The 23,364-nt window shown below is 30.6% G+C and carries 26 protein-coding genes; 11 read left to right on the forward strand and 15 right to left on the reverse strand.

Going from position 1 to position 23,364, the window contains the following annotated elements; translation table 11 throughout:
- Window positions 1-1,038 carry a 6-phosphogluconolactonase gene (gene pglS, locus KA824_RS02005; protein ID WP_107385055.1) on the reverse strand — a complete coding sequence of 346 codons (1,038 nt, stop codon included), beginning with the start codon at window positions 1,036-1,038 and terminating at the stop codon, window positions 1-3.
- 314 nt (window positions 1,039-1,352) lie between these two features.
- Between pglS and KA824_RS02010 the strand changes: the two genes are divergently transcribed.
- Window positions 1,353-1,778, forward strand: a complete 426-nt coding sequence (locus KA824_RS02010; protein WP_107385054.1) for a YolD-like family protein — start codon at window positions 1,353-1,355, stop codon at window positions 1,776-1,778.
- Window positions 1,779-1,965: 187 nt separating this feature from the next.
- Here the strand turns inward: KA824_RS02010 and KA824_RS02015 are convergent, their stop codons facing one another.
- Entirely contained in the window at window positions 1,966-2,136 is a 171-nt protein-coding gene (locus KA824_RS02015) for a hypothetical protein (RefSeq protein WP_019469577.1), read from the reverse strand.
- A 430-nt stretch (window positions 2,137-2,566) separates the two neighbouring features.
- On the opposite strand from KA824_RS02015, the gene KA824_RS02020 reads away from it, so the two are divergent.
- A complete protein-coding gene (locus KA824_RS02020) occupies window positions 2,567-3,607 on the forward strand; it encodes a C45 family autoproteolytic acyltransferase/hydrolase (RefSeq protein WP_107385053.1) in 1,041 nt (346 codons plus the stop codon).
- Window positions 3,608-3,779: 172 nt separating this feature from the next.
- On the opposite strand, the gene KA824_RS02025 is transcribed toward KA824_RS02020, so the two are convergent.
- Window positions 3,780-4,631 (reverse strand): DUF4097 family beta strand repeat-containing protein, encoded by an 852-nt coding sequence (locus KA824_RS02025; protein WP_181187634.1) that lies wholly within the window; start codon window positions 4,629-4,631, stop codon window positions 3,780-3,782.
- Window positions 4,628-5,188, reverse strand: a complete 561-nt coding sequence (locus tag KA824_RS02030; protein ID WP_064264605.1) for an HAAS signaling domain-containing protein — start codon at window positions 5,186-5,188, stop codon at window positions 4,628-4,630. The genes KA824_RS02025 and KA824_RS02030 overlap by 4 nt, the downstream gene beginning before the upstream one ends.
- Window positions 5,189-5,607: 419 nt before the next feature.
- Here KA824_RS02030 and KA824_RS02035 point away from each other — a divergent pair, with 419 nt between their 5' ends.
- A complete protein-coding gene (locus KA824_RS02035; RefSeq protein ID WP_107385278.1) occupies window positions 5,608-6,168 on the forward strand; it encodes a thioredoxin family protein in 561 nt (186 codons plus the stop codon).
- Window positions 6,169-6,240: 72 nt separating this feature from the next.
- On the opposite strand, the gene pmtD is transcribed toward KA824_RS02035, so the two are convergent.
- From pmtD to KA824_RS12855, 7 genes are all read right to left on the reverse strand, one after another.
- Window positions 6,241-6,969, reverse strand: a complete 729-nt coding sequence (gene pmtD, locus KA824_RS02040) for a phenol-soluble modulin export ABC transporter permease subunit PmtD (protein ID WP_019469572.1) — start codon at window positions 6,967-6,969, stop codon at window positions 6,241-6,243.
- Window positions 6,969-7,841 (reverse strand): phenol-soluble modulin export ABC transporter ATP-binding protein PmtC, encoded by an 873-nt coding sequence (gene pmtC, locus KA824_RS02045; protein WP_107386640.1) that lies wholly within the window; start codon window positions 7,839-7,841, stop codon window positions 6,969-6,971. The genes pmtD and pmtC overlap by 1 nt, the downstream gene beginning before the upstream one ends.
- 18 nt (window positions 7,842-7,859) lie before the next feature.
- Window positions 7,860-8,522, reverse strand: a complete 663-nt coding sequence (gene pmtB, locus KA824_RS02050) for a phenol-soluble modulin export ABC transporter permease subunit PmtB (protein WP_064264602.1) — start codon at window positions 8,520-8,522, stop codon at window positions 7,860-7,862.
- Between the two features lie 18 nt (window positions 8,523-8,540).
- Entirely contained in the window at window positions 8,541-9,425 is an 885-nt protein-coding gene (gene pmtA / locus KA824_RS02055; RefSeq protein WP_107385281.1) for a phenol-soluble modulin export ABC transporter ATP-binding protein PmtA, read from the reverse strand.
- The gene (pmtR, locus tag KA824_RS02060) at window positions 9,422-9,802 is read right to left on the reverse strand and encodes a PSM export ABC transporter transcriptional regulator PmtR (protein WP_019469568.1); all 381 of its coding nucleotides are present in this window, start codon (window positions 9,800-9,802) and stop codon (window positions 9,422-9,424) included. The genes pmtA and pmtR overlap by 4 nt, the downstream gene beginning before the upstream one ends.
- Window positions 9,803-10,020: 218 nt before the next feature.
- Window positions 10,021-10,215, reverse strand: coding sequence for an SE1626 family protein (locus KA824_RS02065; RefSeq protein ID WP_064264599.1), 195 nt, complete (start codon window positions 10,213-10,215; stop codon window positions 10,021-10,023).
- A gap of 230 nt (window positions 10,216-10,445) precedes the next feature.
- Complete coding sequence (locus KA824_RS12855; RefSeq protein WP_224396387.1) at window positions 10,446-10,541, reverse strand: Trp-rich small protein; 96 nt, start codon at window positions 10,539-10,541, stop codon at window positions 10,446-10,448.
- A 201-nt stretch (window positions 10,542-10,742) separates the two neighbouring features.
- Between KA824_RS12855 and KA824_RS02070 the strand changes: the two genes are divergently transcribed.
- Window positions 10,743-12,035: an aminotransferase class I/II-fold pyridoxal phosphate-dependent enzyme gene (locus tag KA824_RS02070; protein ID WP_107383616.1), complete on the forward strand. Its 1,293-nt coding sequence runs from the start codon at window positions 10,743-10,745 to the stop codon at window positions 12,033-12,035.
- Window positions 12,036-12,080: 45 nt separating this feature from the next.
- On the opposite strand, the gene KA824_RS02075 is transcribed toward KA824_RS02070, so the two are convergent.
- From KA824_RS02075 to groES, 3 genes are all read right to left on the reverse strand, one after another.
- On the reverse strand, window positions 12,081-12,548 hold the full coding sequence (locus KA824_RS02075; protein ID WP_107383615.1) for a DinB family protein: 468 nt from the start codon (window positions 12,546-12,548) through the stop codon (window positions 12,081-12,083).
- 404 nt (window positions 12,549-12,952) lie between these two features.
- Window positions 12,953-14,575, reverse strand: a complete 1,623-nt coding sequence (gene groL / locus KA824_RS02080) for a chaperonin GroEL (RefSeq protein WP_107383594.1) — start codon at window positions 14,573-14,575, stop codon at window positions 12,953-12,955.
- Window positions 14,576-14,623: 48 nt separating this feature from the next.
- The gene (gene groES, locus KA824_RS02085; protein WP_019469562.1) at window positions 14,624-14,908 is read right to left on the reverse strand and encodes a co-chaperone GroES; all 285 of its coding nucleotides are present in this window, start codon (window positions 14,906-14,908) and stop codon (window positions 14,624-14,626) included.
- Between the two features lie 176 nt (window positions 14,909-15,084).
- On the opposite strand from groES, the gene mroQ reads away from it, so the two are divergent.
- On the forward strand, window positions 15,085-15,828 hold the full coding sequence (gene mroQ, locus KA824_RS02090) for an intramembrane glutamic endopeptidase MroQ (protein ID WP_064264595.1): 744 nt from the start codon (window positions 15,085-15,087) through the stop codon (window positions 15,826-15,828).
- A gap of 80 nt (window positions 15,829-15,908) precedes the next feature.
- Here the strand turns inward: mroQ and KA824_RS02095 are convergent, their stop codons facing one another.
- Window positions 15,909-17,981, reverse strand: a complete 2,073-nt coding sequence (locus KA824_RS02095) for an SdrH family protein (protein WP_181187633.1) — start codon at window positions 17,979-17,981, stop codon at window positions 15,909-15,911.
- Between the two features lie 193 nt (window positions 17,982-18,174).
- Between KA824_RS02095 and KA824_RS02100 the strand changes: the two genes are divergently transcribed.
- The 6 genes from KA824_RS02100 (at window position 18,175) to agrA (ending at window position 23,306) form a co-directional block, all read left to right on the forward strand.
- A complete protein-coding gene (locus KA824_RS02100) occupies window positions 18,175-18,804 on the forward strand; it encodes a nitroreductase family protein (RefSeq protein WP_019469559.1) in 630 nt (209 codons plus the stop codon).
- Window positions 18,805-19,022: 218 nt separating this feature from the next.
- Window positions 19,023-19,808 (forward strand): carbon-nitrogen family hydrolase, encoded by a 786-nt coding sequence (locus KA824_RS02105; RefSeq protein WP_107383591.1) that lies wholly within the window; start codon window positions 19,023-19,025, stop codon window positions 19,806-19,808.
- 737 nt (window positions 19,809-20,545) lie between these two features.
- Window positions 20,546-21,115, forward strand: coding sequence for an accessory gene regulator AgrB (locus tag KA824_RS02110; RefSeq protein ID WP_107383590.1), 570 nt, complete (start codon window positions 20,546-20,548; stop codon window positions 21,113-21,115).
- Window positions 21,116-21,117: 2 nt separating this feature from the next.
- Window positions 21,118-21,255 carry a cyclic lactone autoinducer peptide AgrD gene (gene agrD, locus KA824_RS02115; RefSeq protein ID WP_019469556.1) on the forward strand — a complete coding sequence of 46 codons (138 nt, stop codon included), beginning with the start codon at window positions 21,118-21,120 and terminating at the stop codon, window positions 21,253-21,255.
- Between the two features lie 26 nt (window positions 21,256-21,281).
- Window positions 21,282-22,577, forward strand: coding sequence for a quorum-sensing sensor histidine kinase AgrC (gene agrC, locus KA824_RS02120; RefSeq protein WP_181187632.1), 1,296 nt, complete (start codon window positions 21,282-21,284; stop codon window positions 22,575-22,577).
- A gap of 12 nt (window positions 22,578-22,589) precedes the next feature.
- Entirely contained in the window at window positions 22,590-23,306 is a 717-nt protein-coding gene (agrA, locus tag KA824_RS02125) for a quorum-sensing response regulator AgrA (RefSeq protein WP_019469554.1), read from the forward strand.
- Window positions 23,307-23,364: the final 58 nt, after the last annotated feature.

Raw genomic sequence — 23,364 nt, forward strand, 5'->3', positions numbered from 1 at the left:
TTATTTTAAGAACTGAACACAAACACCTTCTGGCGCATTTTGTGATTCATCTGATTTCTCTAATTTCCCAGTAACTTTATCTCGCTTAAATACAACTACTTCATAATTACCTTCTTGGTGAGCGCAAACTAAGAAATCATCTGATTCAGGAATATTAAAATCACGTGGAAATGCTCCGCCGCTCGCTACTATATCTACAAGTGAAATTGTTGATCCATTGTCTCCAACTTTAAATATAGCTATACTATCATGTCCTCTATTGCTGATATATAGGAATTTTTGATCATGAGATAATCTTACTGCAGCTAATTTTGTTGCACCTTCAAAATTTTCGGGTATTGTTGCATGGCGTTCAATTTCTGAGAACTCACCATTTTCATATGCCATAACACTTACAATATTTGATAATTCATGTACAACATAAGCAATTTTGCCATTTTCATGGAATGAAATATGTCGTGGCCCATCTCCGGGCTCAAAATCATATACAGCATATTCACTGTAGCCATTATCTCCAAATTCATATGTCACAATCTTGTCAGTCCCTAAATCCATGGCTACCACATATTTTTCATCTGGCGTTATACCAAGGTAATGGACATGAGGTTGCTCTTGTCTTTCTAATGGGCCTGTTGGATAGTCATGTGTTAACTCTTGGATTAAACGAATAACTTCACCAGTAGTCGGATTCGCTTCATAAATACGAGCCAGTCCTGCACCATAAACTGCCTCAAAGATATATTTTCCATCTGGTGAAACTGAAACATAACATCCGCTACCTTTTGTTGAAGCTAAACATTTATTAATAAGGCTAAGTTTGCTATCTTTTTCTATTTTAAAACTTGCGATACCGCAGTCTTCACCTTCACGTGTGACAGCATATAAAAATGAATGATGCTGATTCACGTATGTTGATGCTTCTAATTCATAACCCGTTTCTACCTCGACAACCGTTCCTGTTTGTTCATCTAATTCAAAACGGTAAATGCCCTTTCCCTCTTTTTTCGTATATGAACCGATATATCCTACTGTAGTCATGTAAACCCCTCCATATTATGATACTTTCATTTTAATAAATATTAATACTAAATGACAATATAATGGTTTTAGCGTTAATACGCCGTTTATAAATAATCCTATTGAAACTTGCATGACATAAATATATTTTACTTTTATTGAACTGACTTATCTTAATTAAACTTATCATTTTCTAACTTTCATTTTAATTATTATCTACTTTCTTTTATAAGATAACTGAGTTTTCAGACATTGGAATCAATGTTTTATTAAATATTGAAAAATAACTTGCAATAATACGAACAAGTGTTCTATTATTAAGTTGAGGTGATTGGATGCTTTCAAGTAAATATAATAATAAAGAAACAGATTACAGAAAAATACCTAGAGAAAAATTAAATCCTAATATTCCACAAGGGCGTGGTTTGGTTAAATGGGCGCCTTTTGCAACGTTACCCGAACAATTTGAGGCAGTACAACAACATATCATTGATCAAAATAAAATTGACCGTCCTATTTTATCAGACGATCAATTAAATGAACTCAATATTCAACTACATCAAGCACTACATGCGAATACACCAGTGAATATCGAATACTATAAGAATGGTTGGTTAGAATATATCACATTGGAAATTAAGAATATTGATATGCTTAATATGTATTTGGAAGGATATCCACTTGCTACTTCAAACACAATAAAATTATCGCTTTTTGATATCACAAACATAAATCTAAAGCACCAACCAAAGTCGAATTAAAAGTCAATTATTGGATACACTTAATTCTCAGTCTTTCGACTGCATAAGCCTCCGTATCATCTGCATTCTGCAGCACTCTCGTTTTAGGTTCGCAGTCTTTCGACTGCATAAGCCTCCGTACCATCTTCATTCTGCAGATGTACGGAGGCTAAAAAAAATAGAACACTTAAAAGTGTTCTATCAGTAATTAATTATTAGATTCGATGTCTGAAACGATTTCTTTTGTTTTATTTTCGATATCTTCAAAGTCTTTTTTGAAAATATAAGCAAATACAACAGCACCTATTCCTGCTGCTAACGATACAGTAAGAATTGTACCGAATACAAATTTAAATAAACCTTTAATAAAATTCCACATTCTGTTTCACCTCAATAATTTATTAACATGTCTAACATTTATGATAGCATACTTAAAGACATCAATAAATATATACCCTTTTTCAAATAAATTATTCTTAGCATTCATAATATAAAATTACATTATAAATATACTAAATAACTATTATATACTAAATAGTTTGAAAAGAATTGGAATATTAATAACCATTTGAAGTAAACATGATACTACTATAAAATAATTATTAGATATTAATTACCCCACCAAGTTGACAGAGCATCTCTTAATTGTCCATAGTAATTTAACATAATCATCACCTCATTCAACTAAATTAAGCTTTAGTTTTAAAAGTTAATTTTATGATAACTTCCACAGCACGGTAATACAATTAACATGACGTTACAATGAGATAACATTATTGTAAGGTTACACTTAACATAGGAGTTTTTTTATGCAAAAAGTACAATCAGATATTTTAACGCATCGAGGATCACATTTTGATTTAGGCATCAAAACTGCTCAATGGATGCAGCAAACGCCAATGCTAAAAAACAGAGAAAAAGAATGGAAAAAGCGTATGCCTAGATTTGATATAAACATTAAAGAAACATATGATGTTTTCCAAATGTACGCACCACAAATTTGGGAAGAAATAAAAGGTATGCAAGAAGTTTTAAACCTTCCTACCAAACAAATGATACTAAACTTCGGACATTATCGTTTTACACCATTAAAAAATAGCGGCTGTACTGTATTTTTAGGTAATGATTACATGGTACGCAACTACGATTATCATCCTGCCACTTATGATGGTCGATATTTATTATTTCAACCAAATGATGGTGGTTTAGCACAGATTGGCCCAACTTCACGCGTAACTGGAAGAATGGACGGAATGAACGAAGCCGGCCTTTCTATGGGCTACAATTTCATGCATCGTAAACATCCTGGTGATGGTTTTGTATGTTACATGATTGGCAGAATTATTTTGCAGTACTGTAAAACTGTGCCAGAAGCAATTCAATTGTTAAAAGAAATCCCACATAGAAGTTCGTTTAGTTACATTGTTATGGATAAAAACCTAGAACATGCAATCATTGAAGTTACACCTCGTTCGATTAATGTGCGTTATGACCAAACTTGTACGAATCACTTTAAATTATTAACACATGAAAATAGAAATTATACAGCAGAATCAGAAGCGCGTTTAGAACGGCTTATTAAGCATAAACCAAAGCACTTAAATAAAGCAGAGGCCTTCAAGCTGTTTAATAATCCACAATATAAAATTTACAGTAAATTATTTAAAAGTTGGTCAGGCACGATACATACAAGCATGTATGAACCACAAAGTTTAACTGCACATATTGCAATCGGCGAAAATAATCATCCGACCAAAATAAACTTTGCAGATTGGATTAATGGACAAGCTTTATCCACAGATACACTTTTTGGTCATTTAGATACCGAATTAACTTTTGCAACATATTGAACTATATTAAAAAAGTGGGACGACGAAACCTAATTTTATTAAAAAGATTTCGTCGCCCCATACCAATAAAGATGACTAGGATTGAAAAAAGTATAAAATGATTACTTGAGCTGAAGCTCAGTCAACTACTAACAACAAGCACGAGTCAGGGGCGAATCAATGATGTCCCTAATTAATCAACCACTATATCCCCATCAGTAGTATATAGCTCTAAAATATTATCTCCATTTCCAACTTTTTCATTCATAAAATGCTTATTATTAACTTTTTTATCACCATGAAACGGATATAACTTAAGAAGTGTGTTTTTCGGAGCGTTTTTATAACTAATGTTAATATCTCCTTTTTTAGCAGATGCTTTAAAATTTGAATTGATGTCAGTATCAGATAATCTTATAGTTCCATTGTTTACTAATAACACTGAATCCTGAATAAGCGTATTTTCACCCGCTATTCTGGCATTTTCAGTTTTAATATTGGCATTATTTATTTCACTTTCTTTAAACGTTATAGCTGAATTTAATCCTTTATATTTTAACTTTCCAAACTTAGATTCATTTAAAATCACTTTGCCGCCATTTTTATGATTTTTTGATAAATTTGCATTATTTACATTTAATTGTTTAACAATTATAGTATTATATTTACTTGATGCATGTAGCTTATTTAATTTTTCTTCAGGCAAAGTGATAATTAAGTTATCCTCAAAATTTCTAAAAGGATTGTAATTTAAACCATAATGGTTTTCTAGTTTTTCAGTCTCTTTAACTTTCAACGTTTTATCATTATTGTTGATATCAAGATTTCTTTTACCTTTATATCTCACTGACGTTTTATCTCCAGGTTTAATTAAAACTTTACAATTTTCAGTTAAAACATCTAAATTATTAATATCTTTAGAATCTAATACTTTATTAACACTATTTAATTTTTCATTTTGTTTTTCAAAACCGAACCATGTAACACTTCCTAAAAGAAAGCATGTTATAAATAAAGTTAGCCCACCTAAAAATAACCGCTTCATAAATCTACACTTCCTTTAATTGTTCGGATATTCCATCTTAAGTATTTTAAAATTAAACGATAGACAAGTTGTGCTAATTTAGCAATAATTACAAATAAAACAATACCTAATCCTGTAAAAGAAAAAGCAAAAAAGTAATTACTTATCGCGAGGCTGATCATATGATTCAATAATCCATGAACAATTAACAATATTGGGCTAATAGTTAAGAAAAATGCAACGAGCAATAATGCACACATAAACACAGCTAGTATAACCATGGGTATCAAAATAATAATTAATGACAAAATCCCCATACCTAAAGAAGCCATAATTGCTCTGACAATATTTTTAGTATTTGGCCTATATTCGGCAGATACAATAGCATTTTTTGCCATTATCTGTTTACCAATCTGCTTTGGTGATTCTAAAGCTCCAATGATTTGGTATTCATTTTTTCCATTATTTTCTTGTTCAAAAAAATATTGTTCATATTCATACATCACTTTGTCTCGTTCATTTCGAGGTAGGTTTTCTAATTCTTGTTCTAGCGCATTTAAAAATGTGATTTTATCCAAGTTATCTACCGCCATTCAAATTGTAGGATTTAATCAATTTCTATTTCAATTCAAAAATGGCAAACCACTGCGGAGTGTCATTACCAAATTTAGTTACTATAAATTTCAATGCTCTATCTTTCACCATTTCTATGTACAAAAAATTTTAATATATTTTATTATCCAAATGTAACTTACAAAAGTTAAATGATTATATAATTAATTAATGTTTAAATATTATTAGTTAAAAAATAGATATCAAAAAGTTATGTAACTCAATGTTGTTTTACACTATTCATACTAAATCAATATAGCATAAACATTTAGTATTTTCATTTAAAACAAATATTAAAACTTATTACTTTTCTAAGTATTAAAAATTTTCTTTCATTTAAAATTGTTGATATAATAATAGCTAATAAATTAAAGGGGGAAAAATAATGACAAGTTTAGAAACTTATTTCAAAAACAGTCAACCACTTGATCAGTACATTGAGGATATGACTGAAAACCAAGAAAATTTACTAACAATTTATAAATCATTCTCACTTCCTCAAGATGATGAACGTCTTGAAAAAATCAAATCTTTACCTTACAGTAAAGTGCTTGTAATAACGGAAGATTGGTGTGGAGATGCTATGATGAACCTTCCTATTCTAAAGCATATAAGCGAAGCACTACACTTGGAAGTCAGAGTATTCCATCGCGATGAAAATACAGATTTAATAGATCAATACTTAACAAATGGCACAGCTAGATCCATTCCAATATTTGTTTTTCTAAATGATGACTTTGAACAACAAACTGTTTGGGGTCCTCGTGCTAGACAAGTCCAAAATTTTGTAGATGAAACGCGTTCAAAATTACCTGAAAAAGACGATCCTACATTTAAAGATAAATCTGCAGAAACACATACAATTATTGCAAATCGTTACAAAACAGACTCACAAATGTGGAAGCATGTTTACGATTCAATCTTAGATAAATTAATCACTAAATAATTAAACACGTATGAATTGGATTAGCTTTACTACAATTCATACGTGTTTTTTATTGAAGTTTAATTTCTACTATTAAATATCTTTTTTAGATGCATAGAATAGATTAATAATAAATAAAATAACAATTGAAGCTGAGGTAATAAACCATTGCCAATTACTAAATGTATAATCTCCAGAAGTCGTTTTCGATGTTAAATAACTAAATGGAATATATTTTAATGAGTCTTGTATATTATCTCCAATTTTTGGAATCATTGGTAAGAAAGGCTCTGCAAAAGGCACAATCAATACTAAGAAAATCCCTAATGTGAATATAAGCGCTGTTTTAGGCACTACTAATGCAAATAAATATAATAGTAATCCAAAGAATAAATGGAACATTAGGAAAAACCATAATAATTCAAAAATTTTATCAGTTTTAATATTTTCACCATCTACAATACCCTGAACAATTAAAACAAATGCAACAAGAATTGCTGTTATTAATATGGCAATTAATATAATAGAAACAACTTTTGCAACAACATAACCTACACGACTCGATGTTTTATTCATATATAATTGAATCGTACCTTGTGAAATATCACGTGTGATTGTTTTTATTACAAAAAGTAGTCCCATAATAGAAAAGAACCAACTACCTATTGAAAGTAATGTATTACCGTTCATTTCATCAGATTGTTGAACAAATAAAATTGTAAATCCAATCATTGGTAAAATAGTCAATAATAATGCTAAGTAAGTTAAAGGACTTTTAAAAATACTAATCAAGTCATATTTTACAAGTTGAATACTGTTCATTATTGGCCACCTTTCTGATTGATATTGAAGTACGTATCACGTAAAGAACTTTTGCGTGTTTCAATAAACTCAGGGAAAATTTCTTTACTTGCTAGTCCTTTTAATATGTCTTTATAGTTTTTTTGAGCCTTTAATATAACTTCTCCTGTCTCTCTTTGAGACTGTATAACATCAAAGTGTTCATTTAAATAAGCTAATCCTGCTTCAAAGTCACCCGCTTCAAGGTTCAATACTGTAGAATCAGTTGGGGCGCCTTCTTTCATATCAACATCTTGCACAAATGTACCATCTCTTAAAAAGACTGCTCTATCACAAATTAATTCTATATCCTCAAGTTTATGACTTGAAATCAAAATTTTCATATCTAGTTCCTGAACAAGCGATTGTATCGTTTTTAAAACGTCAATTGAGCCATCAGGATCCATTCCATTTGTTGGTTCATCTAATATTAAATATTTAGGCTTATTCATTAAAGAAACTGCAATGGCTAACTTTTGTTTCATACCCATTGAATATTTTTTAATTTTCTTTTTAATATAACTACGCATTCCAAATGCATCAATAATTTGATCAGCATACTTTTTATCAAATCCTTTTCCTAACACATTTGCAAAAAGTTTCAAGTTATATAAGCCAGATTTATTATCATATAGTTTAGGGTGTTCTATTAAATAACCTACGTTTTCTTTATTACTTAATTGAACTTCACCTTTATAATTTACAATGTTGCCATTCATCACTTTCATTAAAGTGGTTTTACCCACCCCATTTTTACCTATTAAACCAACAATTTGACTATGGCCAAAATCAAAATCAATATGGTCTAATACATTATTATTACCATATGTTTTAGTAATTTGTTTTAACTGCATAATGCGCCTCCTTTAAAGTTAATTTAGCTTTTTATATTGAATGATATAATTTACTCCTAAAAATATAACACTTAACAATAAGAAGCCATAGTTAAAGAAATCTTTAAAATATCTTAAATGTTCAAAGTCATAATCAAATAGTACAGAACAACCAATAATGATAATTGCAATGACAAAAGGTAAGAAAATTAACATTCCTAACACATAAGGAATAAATGAAATATATTCTGCCTTTTGTTCTATAAATCGCTTAAAACCTAATGGTATCGCGAAAAGATTAATGGCAATATAAGAAAATGGCAATGTGAAGTTAATATTAATTGTATTACTTGAATAGTTATCATTGGATATGCCATATAATGATAAGATACCTGCACCAACCAAAGTAAATACCAAAACAGTTATATAGTTCGCATTTAGTAAAGATAATTTAGAAACCGGTAAACTGGCAAAAAAATCATATGCCTGTTTATGTCCTAACTTTTTATTAAATCTAAAAACATGTCCTGAATCTAACACTGAAATAACTACTAGTACCATAACAAGTGCAGAATAAAGCACTTTATTTATCAATGTGTCATGATTCAAAATTAATTGTAGAGGTGAAACAATCAGTAAAACTGCATATAAAACAATCGTCCATTTGCGTAACTTAAGGTTTCGAATAAGTAAATTTTTCATCTTATACCTCCCACATTGTTAATTATTAGAAAGTCCCAAATTATGCTTTGGGGTTCCTTTTTCGAGGTAAACCATTAAGTCTTCAATTGTTGGACTCGTGATTGCAACAGCATTACCAAATATTTCATAGAACACATTAGCCTGTGTTGTTAACGCAGTATAACCCGTTTTATTAATTTCAAAATATTGAGTTAAATGCATTAACTCTTCATCAATTTGGTTGGAATCACCTTTGACAATTTTAAATTGAGTTAAAAGATGATCTAAAAAGTCATTTAAAACAACTTCGCCATCCTTAATATAAACTAAATAATCAGCAATTTTCTCCAAATCAGAAATAATGTGTGTCGATAAAAAAACAGTCTTTCTTTCATCAATAAGTTCTTTTTGAATGATATCTAAAACTTCATTTCTAATTATAGGATCTAAACCTGAAGTAGGTTCATCTAAAATAAATAGTTCAGCTTGGTGACTAAATGCGATTGCAATAGATAACTTCATCTTCATTCCCGTTGAGAATGTTTTAATCTTTTTATTAAAAGGCAAATCAAATAATCCAACATAATGTTCAAAAACATCATGGTTCCAATAACTATAAAATGGCGCAATATAATTTTCGATTTTTTTAATTGTCCATTTGTCATTAAGATATAATTCCGAATAAATAAAACCAATTTTATCTTTTATTGCTACAGCGTTATTTTTCATTTTTTGATTAAAAATTAATATTTCACCATCATTGGGCTCAATTAAGTCCATGATTAACCTGATAATTGTAGTTTTACCAACACCATTTGCACCGATGAAACCAGTTACAAAACCTTGAGGAACTTCAAATGAAATATCATTTAATTGAAATTCTTTAAATTGATAGTTAATATTTTTCAATTCTATAGCATTCATTCGTCGTCCTCCTCATAAATCAACGATAAAATTTCTTGTAACTCAGATAAAGTCATCCCAATGGTCTTGGCTTCTTTACTCATTGATTTGGCTAAGGACTCAATAACTATAAATTGTTTTTCTTTTAAAATTGAACTATCCTGTTCCTTCACAAATGTACCTTTTCCTCTTATGGTAAAAACAAAACCATCTTTTTCTAAATCTTCGTAAGCACGTTTCGTAGTGATCACACTAACACTTAAATCCTGTGCCAGTTCTCTCATTGATGGCAAATGTTCTCCAGGAGTAACGTGTCCTTTTAAAATGTTCTCTTTTACTTGTTGTTTGATTTGTTCATAAATCGGTCTTTCACTACTGTTTTTTAAAAGTATTTTCATTAACGTCCTCCCCTATAACTGTATATACACAATATATACAATATATACACGCTTGTAAAGCCAAATTTTCATTTTTACTAAAAACTTTAAAGTGATTAAAAATTTTGAGCTAAAATAAGTGCAAATAACTATACCATTTAAAATAAAAAAAAGACTAACCCACATAAAATGGTCAGCCTTATCCAATATGAAAGAGAGAGATGTCTCACTCTTATTACTTATTTCTTTTTATTATTTTGATTATTTTTTTTGCGTCTATCATTACTTCTATTTATAAATGCACAAATCATAAACATAATTGCTGCAATTAATAATTTTATGCCTGAATTTTCATGTCCAGTAGCCTGTAAATAGTAACCAACGACAAATAATACAATAGCAATAATCACAAATATTTTTGTTAAATGCTTCACTATACTCACCTCAAATAATTACATTGTATCAAAATTTACTCACAATTTCTAAAACTCATTCATACTATTCTAATTTTAAAATTATCTTATTATTAATTTGCATTACATGCAATAGAATATATTGTTTGCAGTTTATACTTGGCGGTGCTAAAATATAATTGTATCCACGAATTATACTACACAACCCCAAGTCTGATAGCGCAGACTTGGGGTTTTTTGTGTAAGGCCACCTATTTGTCTTTCCACTTATTTTCTAACCAAACACGGAATACAACAAGTAAGCCACCTGTTATTAAAGTTACTAAAATTTCTTGCCACCACGTAATCATACTACACCCCCCACAAAAAAAGTACCATGTAGGATTTTGATGGCCTATCTATATTCTAACATAAAACAGAACACCTGTTCGTATAAAATGACCTTAAATTTATATTTTTCTTATAAAATGTTTGCAACGCTTTAATTTTGACTGATTTCAAGATAATATAGTTATATCATTTAAAAAGTAAAGAGAGGTTAACAAACTATGAATCCTTTAGCTTTAGATTTAAACGAGCAATTATCTAAATCCAATCCAGAAATTGCAGATATGCTTTCTGATTTAGGCAAATTAATGTATTATCCAAAGGGCATTTTATCACAATCCGCAGAAGCGAAAGCTACTAAATATAATGCCACAATCGGTATGGCAACATATAAAGATAGTAAAATGTATGCTGAAACGTTAAATGATATGTTCAATCATTTAGAACCAAATGACATCTTTCCGTACGCACCTCCTCAAGGTTTAGAAGCACTTCGTGATTTATGGCAACAAAAAATGTTGAAAGACAATCCTGATTTAACTGCGAACCACATGACAAGACCTATTGTTACAAATGCATTGACACACGGTCTATCTATTGTAGGAGATATGTTCGTTGATAGCGGTGACACAATATTACTACCATCACATAATTGGGGTAACTATAAACTAGTATATAGTACAAGACATAGTGCTGAAATTGAAACATATGATATCTTCGATGAGCACGGACATTTTACCACTGAACAGCTTGTTCATACTTTAGAACAATATGACAAAGATAAAGTTATTTTAATCCTAAATTATCCTAATAACCCAACTGGCTACACGCCTACTAAAGATGAAGTAGCCGTTATTGTCGATGCCATCAAATCACTTGCAGAGCGTGGTACTAATGTTATTGCATTGATAGATGACGCTTACTATGGTTTATTCTATGAAGATGTTTACACGCAATCTCTATTTACTGCATTAACAAATTTACATTTACCTAATTTATTACCTATCCGTTTAGATGGAGCTACTAAAGAATTCTTTGCATGGGGATTACGCGTAGGCTTTATCAGTTTTGGTGTTAACGACCCTATTACAAAGCAAGTCTTAGAAGCCAAAGTAAAAGGATTAATTAGAAGTAATATTTCTAGTGGACCTATGCCCTCTCAAAGCGCAGTTAAATATATACTTGAAAACCATGATCAATTTGATAAAGAAATTCAAAAGAATATTGATACATTAAATGCGAGATACCAAACCACAAAATCTGTTGTTTATGACGAAAAATATTCAACATATTGGCAACCCTATGATTTTAACTCTGGATACTTTATGGCGCTTAAAGTTAAAAATGTTAATCCAGAACAATTGCGTAAGCATTTAATCGAAAATTATTCTATTGGTATAATTGCATTAAATGATTCTGACATTAGAATTGCTTTTAGTTGTGTAGAAAAAGATGATATCCCTCATGTCTTTGATTCAATAGCTAAAGCCATTTCTGATTTACAAAATGTATAAAAAAAAGATGAAATTGCTATTCATAGCAATTTCATCTTTTTTAATTTATTGTTGTTGTTTTAAAACACGTGACATTTCTTCAATTTTACCAGCATGTAAAGGAATATGAATGGCATTTAATACCAACAATTCATCCAATGTATTACAACCTGCGATTGTTTCAGTTAATTCTGTTTGTAGTTCTTCATCTGAAAGTTTTTGAGCGCGCTCTGGTAATGTCTGTAAATTGTTCAATATTTCATCAATTTTTGGTATTGTTTCATCTCCCCAATTTTCTGGTGAGGAGCCATAACCAAATAAGCGTGTGTATTGTTCTATATCAACTGTATTTTTATCATATAGAGATAAAGCAGATTCAAATATAGTTAAAACATGACCATATTGCCAATGTATTGTATTTGGAAATAAATCAATTTTATCGTCCAATACTTGGTCATTATTCCAATTATCATAACCTGAAATTAAATAATTAACACCCATATCAATAACATCATATACTGATTTCTTAGTCATAATTTAATTCCCTCCACTCTTCAAATATCGTGCAGCTAAAATATGTTGCAACTATTAAAACTTACACCCACTCTCTACCCTTTTATTTAATACTTATTCACATTACTAAAATTATTAACAATGAATATTATGATTATTAAGCCCTTCACATTAATTCAAAATTCTGATATAAACTATAAGTAAAAAGCTTGTACTAACATTTTATTATCATTAATTTTCAAGATTTATAACATTTTTATTTTTGCTTTAATCTAAACTGTGATATAAAATAAGACGCTTCTCAAAAAGCTTTATGCTTAATGAGAAACGTCAATGATTAACTTCAATGAAGTTTGATTTTAAATTTCTATATTATTTTGTCATGTCAACCAACTAACATTGATGTAATAACCTCAATAGCTATATTACATCATACCTGGCATACCGCCCATACCTGGTTGTGGGTCATTGTTATTTTCTTCAGGAATATTGGCTACGACTGCTTCAGTTGTTAAGAACATTGCTGCAACACTTGCTGCGTGTTGAAGCGAAGAGCGTGTTACTTTAGTTGGGTCTACGATACCAGCTTCAAGCATATTTACCCATTCATTAGTAGCCGCATTAAAGCCAACGCCAACTTCTGAATTTTTAAGTCTTTCAACTATAATTGAGCCTTCTAAACCAGCATTCTCTGCTATTTGACGTACAGGAGCTTCTAAAGCTTTTAAGACAATATTAACCCCAGTAGCTACATCGTCTTCAGCTTCAATTTTCGATACTTTATCAAAAATGTTCATAAATGCTGTGCCACCGCCTGCTACGATGCCTTCTTCAACAGCAGCTCTTGTAGAATTTAAGGCATCTTCAATACGTAATTTACGTTCTTTTAATTCTGTTTCACTTGCAGCACCAACTTTAATTACTGCAACACCGCCTGCTAATTTTGCTAAACGTTCTTGTAATTTTTCTCTATCAAAATCAGAATCAGTTTCTTCAATTTGTGATTTGATTTGACTTACTCTTGCATCGATATTGTTTTGATCACCATCACCATCGACAACTGTAGTATTGTCTTTAGTAATTTCAGCTTTGTTAGCAGTACCAAGCATATCAATTGATGCATCTTTAAGTTCTAGGCCTAAATCGTCAGTAATCACTTGTGCACCTGTTAAAATTGCTAAATCTTCTAACATAGCTTTACGACGATCACCAAATCCAGGCGCTTTTACTGCTACTGCTGTGAATGTACCACGCATACGGTTTAAGACTATATTTGTTAATGCGTCACCTTCAACGTCATCAGCTACAATTAAAATTGTACGATTAGCTTGAACCACTTGTTCTAATAACGGTAAAATATCTTGGAAAGATGAAATCTTTTTATCTGTAATTAAAATATACGGTCTTTCTAACTCTGCAACCATCTTATCTGAATCTGTGACCATATATGGAGATTGATAACCTCTGTCGAATTGCATACCCTCTACAACTTCTAATTCAGTATTAAAGCCACTTGACTCTTCAATTGTAATAACACCGTCATTTCCAACTTTTTCCATTGCTTCAGAAATATATTTACCAATTTCTTCATCAGCTGCTGAAATAGAACCAACTTGAGCGATTTCATTTTTATTATCTACATTTTGTGAAATTTCATGTAAAGCTTCAATCGCTACTTCTACAGCTTTGTCGATACCTTGACGTAATCCAACTGGATTAGCACCACTTGTAACATTTTTTAAACCTTCTTGAATCATTGCTTGTGCTAATACAGTAGCTGTTGTTGTACCATCACCAGCGATTTCATTTGTTTTATTTGCTACTTCTTGTACTAATTTAGCACCCATATTTTCATAAGGATCTTCTAATTCAATTTCTTTTGCAATCGTTACACCATCATTAGTAATTAATGGTGAAGTGTACTCTTTATCTAATACAACATTACGCCCTTTAGGACCAATTGTAACTTTAACAGCATTTGCTAATTTATCTACACCTCTTAGCATAGATTGACGTGCATCTTCAGAGAATTTTAAATCTTTAGCCATATTTCTTAACCTCCATGTTGTTAGTATGATTTATCGTTTTATAATTTATTATTCAATAATTGCTAAAATATCATCTTCGTTAAGGATTAAATATGTTTCGTCTCCACGTTTAACTTCTGTGCCAGCATATTGTTGAAAAACAACGTTATCGCCTTCGTTCACTTCAGGAGCAACTCGAGAACCATCTTTTAAAATACGTCCTGCACCTACTGCAATTATCGTACCTTCATTTGACTTCTCTTTAGCGCTATCTGTTAATACAATACCACTTTTTGTTGTTTGCTCTTGTTCTATTTTTTGAATAATTACTCGGTTACCTAATGGTTTTAACATTGATTGTTCCTCCTTAGAATTGGAAATCTTTAGCACTTCATTACCTTGAGTGCTAATCTAATTTCTATAATAATCAAAGTTGGTCAACATTTCAAGTTAAAACCATCGTTGTATATTTTGTGTGTGACGATAATTTGCGCTAAAATAAGATATAAACTATTTTTTGGAGGTTCATTATGTCTCGTTTGTGGGTATCCATATTGACATTAATTATTTATGGTCTAGCGCAATATGGTGTTATATTTTTACATATGGCAGGTTTTTTCAACAATTTAAGTGGTAAATCATTAATGTTTACCAATATTTATACACAAGTTATTTTATTTATAATCGCATCAATCATTATCATTATAATCAATAATTTCATTGCTAATCCAACACAATTAGAACAACGAACAAAAGAAAAGAAACGCTACGCAATATTATGGGCGCTCGTTGGATATGTTTGTGTTATGGTCTATCAAATTATTGCTAATTTAATTAATATGTTCGTATTAGGTGGTCCACAATCAAGTCCAAATACTGAAAGGTTAATGAAAGTAGCTCAGGATATTCCCGTCTTCATTATTTTAATTTCAGTCGTAGGTCCAATCCTCGAGGAATATGTATTTAGAAAAGTTATTTTTGGTGAGTTATATCAACTTATGAAAGGCAATAAAACCTTAAAATTCATAGTAGCTTCAGTAGTAAGTTCTATTATATTTAGTGCTGCACATGGTGACCCAGCCTTCTTCATCATTTACTTTGGTATGGGAATGATTTTTTCAGGGTTATACGCTTTTACAAAACGCATATGGGTACCTATTGCTGTACATATGATGCAAAATGGTTTTGTTGTAATAATTCAAGTTTTAATTGGCCCAGAAAAAATAAAAGAATTACAAGAAACTACTTCTTTTATTTTCAGTCTTATTATTTAGCAAATTTGGAAATAACTTCTATGCTCAAAATAAAGGACTAATCCATACTATTGAATGGATTAGTCCTTTTTATATTTCAATTATTCATTATTTTTATTTTTACGATGAACAAAGTAACCAACTACGACACCAATAAATATAATAAAAATAGCTGTTATTAAAGCGAATAAAATACGTTCAAATTTTATATCGATAGTATTTTTTGAATTTTTGTCTGCAGTTTCAGTCATTTCTTCATCGCTGCTAGAGTGATACTCATATTTACCTGAAGCACTTTCCGTTTTTGGATTTTTTAAATCTGGCATTGATCCAATTTCACCAGTAATCAAAGCTAATACTTGATTATCCAAATTTTGATAATAATCTTGTGATTTCAAAGGATTAAAATACTGAAATTTAAAATAATTCGTTCCTTTCTGTAACTCATTTAAAAAAGCATTATCATCAAATCGTTGTGGTCTAAGAATGGATAAAATATCTCTGTTAGAGATTTTTTGTTCACCATTATTTAATTGTTTTACTTGGTTTACGACAAAAGGATTATATTTAAACGAACCGGTAGACATTTGATTAAATCTATTTAAAATTTGACGATCACTATTTGTACTGCCCGACGTTTGACTTGTATCTTGTTTAACTGACAAGTCTCCATAATTTATTTCATTTTGATATTTGTTTGGTTGCGTATTTTCACTTGGTCTTTTTAAGTTTGGTCGTGTAGGGTTTGAAGGTTTGACTGGTTGTGTTGGTTGATACGCATCGTCATTACCGCTTCTATGGTTTCCATTACTTGGTTTATTTGGATAATGTGTTTGCGGAGGTGTCAAATTCGGTCGGTCTGGAGTTGTCGGTACTCCTGTTCCTCCATTTGAACCAGATGTACTTCCTTCACTTGGATTATCTGGTTTTGATGACGTGCCTCCCCCAACATTAGGTCGATCTGGATTCGTCGGTATGCCTGTTCCTCCATTTGAACCAGATGTATCTCCATTACTTGGTTTGTCTGGTTTTGGCGGCGTGCCTCCACCTCCATTTGGTCGGCCAGGGTTCGTTGGTTCGTCTGTCCCTTCATTTGTACCAGAGTTATCTCCATCATTTGGTTTGTCTGGTTTTGGCGGCGTGCCTCCACCTTCATTTGGTCGGTCTGGAGTCGTTGGTTCGTCTGTCCCTTCATTTGTACCAGAGTTATCTCCATCGTTTGAATCAGACGTGCCTTCATCACTTGATCCATCTGGTTCTGATGGTGTACTCTCATCATCTTCGTTTGGTTTGTCTGGTTTTGATGGCTCTCCTGTATTATCGTCTTCACTTGAATCAGACGTGTCTCCATCGCTTGGTTCGTCTGTCCCTTCATTTGTACCAGTGTTATCTCCATCATTTGAATCAGACGTATCTTCATCACTTGGTTCATCTGGTTCTGATGGTGTACTCTCATCTTCATTTGGTTGATCTGGTGTTGATGGCTCCTCTGTATTATCGTCTTCACTTGAACCTGATGTGTCTCCATCACTTGGATTGTCTGGTTCTGATGGCGTACTTTCATCTTCGTTTGGTTGATCTGGTGTTGATGGCTCTCCTGTATTATCGTCTTCACTTGCATCAGACGTGTCACCATCGCTTGGTTCATCTGTCCCTTCATTTGTACCAGAGTTATCTCCATCATTTGAATCAGACGTGTCTTCATCACTTGGATTGTCTGGTTCTGATGGTGTGCTTTCATCTTCGTTTGGTTCATCTGGTGTTGTTGGCTCTCCTGTATTATCGTCTTCACTTAAATCAGACGTGTCTCCATCGTTTGGTTCATCTGGTTGAACTGGTGTATCAGTACCTTCATTATTAAATACGTCATCGTCTACTGATTTTTCTTTTTCACCTGAATTTAATTTATCAGCTGACAACTCATTTTTTATTGTATTATTGTTTTCAACGTTAGTGTCAAAATTTTCTTTACCATCTGTACTATAAAGGTCGGAAATTGAAGGTACAAAATTTGAACGTCCCATGTCATCATTTCCAGCTAAAACATCTTTTGTATCAGTTGATATATTATTTTTTTGATCTTCAGCTGCCTGAATCGGTTTTGATAATAAAGAAGCACTTATAGCAAAAGCGAAGCTAGAAACTAATATTTTATTCATTTTATACCCTTTCATTTTCTCACCTCCATAGTAATAAACCTTATATTCATTATAATTATATTAGAAAGCTCACTTTTTTTCATTAAATAGATGGTTATTGAAAGGAAAAAGTAATAAATCTGAAATTTTTTGTAAAAAGCCTATTTACAAAATCTGATATAATTATTATACTAGATATATATTTTGAATTAATAAAGGAGCTACTATAATGGGATTATTCACTAAAAAATCAAAAGATTTAGATGCATTTCAAAAAGCAATAGAAACGAGACGTACAATTTATAGTTTAAATAAAGAAATTTCAATTTCTGATAAAGAAGTTGAAAATATAATTGAACATGCAATTAAACATGTACCCTCTTCATTTAACTCACAATCTACACGTATTGTTTTATTATTAAATGATAATCATGATAAATTCTGGGAAATCACAAAAGAAGAACTTAAAAATACAATGGGACCTGATCGTGATTTCCAACCTACCGCTGATAAAATTGATAATTTTAAACATTCATACGGTACAGTTTTATACTTTGAAGATGAAGAAGTCATCGAAGGTTTACAAAATCAAATGCCTAACTATGCAGAAAACTTTGCGATCTGGTCAAGCCAAACAAACGCCATGCATCAATTCGCTATTTGGACAGCACTAAGTACTGAAGGTATCGGTGCTTCATTACAACATTATAACCCACTTGTAGACGTAGCAGTCTCTGAAGCTTTTGATATTCCTAAAACTTGGAAACTTATGGCACAAATGCCTTTCGGTAATATTCGTGAAGAAGCTAGCGAAAAAGAATTTAATGATATAGATAAACGCTTCCTTATAAAAAAGTAAAAAATTAAATATCTACAGAATGACAAGATATTTTACATCCAACATCAAAAAACATAGACAAAAATAAATTTATTTATATAACTATCATTATATGAGGCAAAGACTTTCATGTCTTCGCCTCTTTTTTATATTTGCTTTATAATACTGTTAACCAAATTTTGAATTTTCTAAATATATTTAGTATATTTAGTCTAACACTAATATAAGGGGTGAAATTGATGAATATAGAAATCTTTCAACTTAAAATTGAACCAGCAAATGTTTCATTTAATGAAACAACCATTAAAAATTGGTTCTCTAATTATGTAACAACTGAAACAGATGTTGTTGTATTGCCAGAAATGTGGAATAACGGATATGCCTTACCCCAATTAAACAAACTAGCTGATCAACAGTTATCACGAAGTTTTGAATTTATTTCAAAATTAGCTATACAATATCAAGTAGATATTGTAGCAGGTTCTGTGTCTAATATTATGAAAGAAAATGTATATAACACTGCCTTTGCAGTATCGAAACAAGGCTATTTAATCAATAGTTACGATAAGGTACACCTCGTCCCGATGTTAGATGAGCCACTCTTTATGAGTCCAGGTAACGCTGTTCCTGAGCCCTTTTCACTTTCTAACGGGGTGAAAATCGCACAAATTATTTGTTATGATTTACGTTTTCCTGAAATATTACGTTATCCAGCACGTAAAGGTGCAGAAATCGCATTTTATGTAGCGCAGTGGCCAAGTGTTAGATTAGACCATTGGATTGCTTTACTAAAAGCACGTGCGATAGAAAATGATATGTTTGTCGTCGGTTGTAACACCTGTGGTGATGATGGTAAAACTGAGTATGCTGGTAACTCAATGATTATTAATCCAAATGGTGAAATTATAGATCAACTCAACAACAAAGAAGGAAGATTAAGTTGTTCACTAAATTTAGATGAGGTTGTCAAACAACGTGAAGCAATACCAGTCTTTAAAAATTTGAGACCACACCTTTATAAATAAACATAAAAAAACCGTGAGCTTGGGAGGGACTCACGGTTTTTTGTAACTTATTATTAAGGGAATGTTTTATACAGTTATTTCTCTATCTATTTTTTGGGGATGTTATTAATTATGAAAAAAATTAGTGAATTTACCGATTAAAATGATAAATTGAATGATGTTTACGATAGCTTACATGTTTAAATTTTAAATTGTCTCTGTTATAGACAAAGTTAAAATAGATTTGATTTGAGACTGGGAAAGGTCTACAAATACAAATTTAAGGGATTTGCTTAACGTATTAAGCGAGTTGTGTACTAATCTAGTACTATTTTACGAAACCACTAGCTATTACTGAAAAGGTTCTTGTCACAACATCAGCCTCCTCTTGTCCGTATTCAAAGAAATGAAACCGACAACTAAACTTGTAACTCCAATAACTATACGAAGATACAGTTACAATTTAGTAAAGCCAATTAGACTCCTGCTCAAAAGCCTAATTAACATCTTCATTTAAACGGTTAAGTCTAAATAATTTCATCACTTCTTTGTGATACAAGTATATTAAACCATGGATTTCTAGAATTGCGTTTAATAATTCCTAACTCGTTATATTTCATACTTATTTGTTAAGAATTATATGTTAAAATTAAAAAGATAAGAAATTCAAACAGTTAGGAATACAAAACTTACAGTTAAGCAATGAGACGCCTAAAATATAATTAAAATTGTATAATACGGGTGAGGAGAGAATAGCCATGTTAAGGGGAATTGATAACAAAATTGAAAACTTAGCACGATATCTTCAACAAAGAAATAATCTTGATCATCTTGAGTTCCTAAAACTCCGTTTAGGCATGCAAGTTTTTGTTAGCAATCTTGCGAAAACTATTGTAGTTTATGGCATTTCAATCCTTTGCCATATATTTCTATACACACTAACTGTTCATTTATCTTATTATTTGATTAGACAGTATGCACACGGTGCACATGCGAAGTCATCGCTTTCGTGTCATATTCAAAACATTGTTTTATTTGTTTTATTACCATGGTTTATTGGGTATATAAAAGTGGATATTTTACTTATGTATACACTTGCTTTGTTAGGTTTTATTATTTTAGTTATTTATGCGCCTTCAGCAACTAAAAAACAACCGATTCCAATAAAACTTAGAAAAGGTAAAAAAATCAAAACAATCGTTGTAACTTTATTATTATTGTGTGTTTCATTAATCTTAAAGGAGCCGTATTCACAATTAGTACTTTTAGGTATTACACTAATTGCGTTTGCACAACTCCCTATATTTTTTCCTAAGGAGGATGTTTAGATATGCATATTTTTGAATCTATTATAAACTTATTCGTTAAATTTTTTAGTGTTTTAGGAGCAGTTTCAGGTGGAAAAGTTTGCAGTGCTTATTTTGATGAACCTGAGGTACCAAAAGAAATTACAGATTTATACAAATAATTCGTTATTAGAAAGTGTGTATATATATGGTAGTTTTTAATTCTGTTTTGTTAGCAATTATACAATCAGTTCTTTTATTCGTTAATGTTAAAACTTTAACGAACATCAAATATACTTTTAGGGATTATATCGCAATGATTTGCATTATAATCCCTTCTACTATTATTTATTACTTTATTAGTGAAAAAACAACTATTTTATTATTAATAGCTGTCGTTATATTTATGTACATAAGAAAGCAAACCATAGGTGTCGTTGCAGCATTGATCAGTTTTTTCATCTTATATATGGCTAACTTCATTTCTATTTGGCTAGCTACTCAATTAATAGAAGTTATCACATTAAATTATATTTTTAGTTCATTCTATGCAGTAAGTTTTATCTTAATTGCAATAAGTTTAGGATACATAATAAAATATTTTTTTATAAAAATGTCAACTTCATTTTTATCTTTAAATAAAATATATCTTTCAATTGTATGCTTGTTTTTACTCACAGTTTTACTGTTAATTTATTTTTATTTACCAAATTCCATTTTATCATTTTCAGATATTAAATTTGTTGTAATCATGTATGCAGTGGTCATTATTACTACTGCTATTTTAATCATTACTATTTCCTTCAGCATTATACGACAAATTCAATATAAACGTAATATCAAAGAAATAGAAAATTATTATAAATATACGTTGCAAATTGAAAAAATTAATAATGAGATGCGTAAATTTCGACATGACTATGTTAATATACTTTCAACATTATCTGATTATATCCGAGAAGACGATATGCAAGGTTTACGTAAGTATTTTAATGAAGAAATCATACCAATGCAAGATAATATGCAAATGAAAACACTTAAAATTAATGGCATTGAAAATTTAAAAGTTCGTGAAATTAAAGGTTTATTAACAACTAAAATATTACAAGCTCAAGAAAAAAATATAAGATTGAGCATTGAAGTTCCAGAACCAATTGAAAAAATTGATATGCCTATTATCAATTTAAGTAGAGTTATTGGTATTTTATTAGACAATGCCATAGAAGCATCAGAAAAAATTGAAGATGACCCTTTAATTCGCATTGCTTTTATCAAAAATGAAGATGATTCAGTGATGTTTATCATCATGAATAAATGTAAACCTGATATGCCTAGAGTGCATACTTTATTCCAAGAAAACTACTCAACAAAAGGAAAAAATCGTGGTTTAGGATTATCTAACTTAAAGGAAATAACCGATGCAACTTCCAATGTTTTATTAGATACAACTATTGATAATAATTACTTTATCCAAAAAGTAGAAATATTAAATTCTAATTCATAAGGATGTGTAAATATGAAAATATTCATTTGTGAAGATGATGTAAGACAACGTGAAAATATAGTTTCAATTATCAATAATTACATCATGATAGAAGAAAAGCCAATGGAAATTGAAGTAGCTACGTCAGATCCTTATGAGGTATTGGAACGTGCAAAAGAACTTAAGGATATTGGTTGTTATTTTCTTGATATACAATTAGAAGCTGATATTAATGGCATTAAATTAGCAAGTGAGATTAGAAAATACGATCCTGTGAGCAATATTATATTTGTCACAAGTCACAGTGAGCTCACTTATTTAACTTTTGTATATAAAGTTGCTGCTATGGATTTTATTTTCAAAGATGATCCTGATGAATTAAAATCAAGAGTAATTGATTGTCTCGAAACATCAGAAACTCGATTGAAGCTACTTTCAAAAGAAAACACAGTTGAAACAATCGAGCTCAAACGTGGCAGTAATTCTATTTATGTACAATATGATGATGTAATGTTTTTTGAATCTTCTTCGAATTCACATCGTTTGATTGCTCATCTAGACAATAGGCAAATTGAATTTTATGGTAATTTAAAAGAAATCGATAATTTAGATGAACGATTTTTTAGATGTCATAATAGTTTTGTTGTTAATAGACACAATATAGAATCCATTGATTCTAAGTCTCGTATTGTTTACTTCAAAAATAATGAACACTGCTACGCGTCCGTACGTAATGTCAAAAAAATTTAATACATAAATTAGTAGGCAGAGACAATTCATTGTCTCTGCCTATTATCATTAAAGCACA

It is taken from the genome of Staphylococcus sp. GDY8P198P (genome assembly GCF_017891615.1).
GTDB classification, from domain to species: Bacteria; Bacillota; Bacilli; order Staphylococcales; family Staphylococcaceae; genus Staphylococcus; species Staphylococcus cohnii.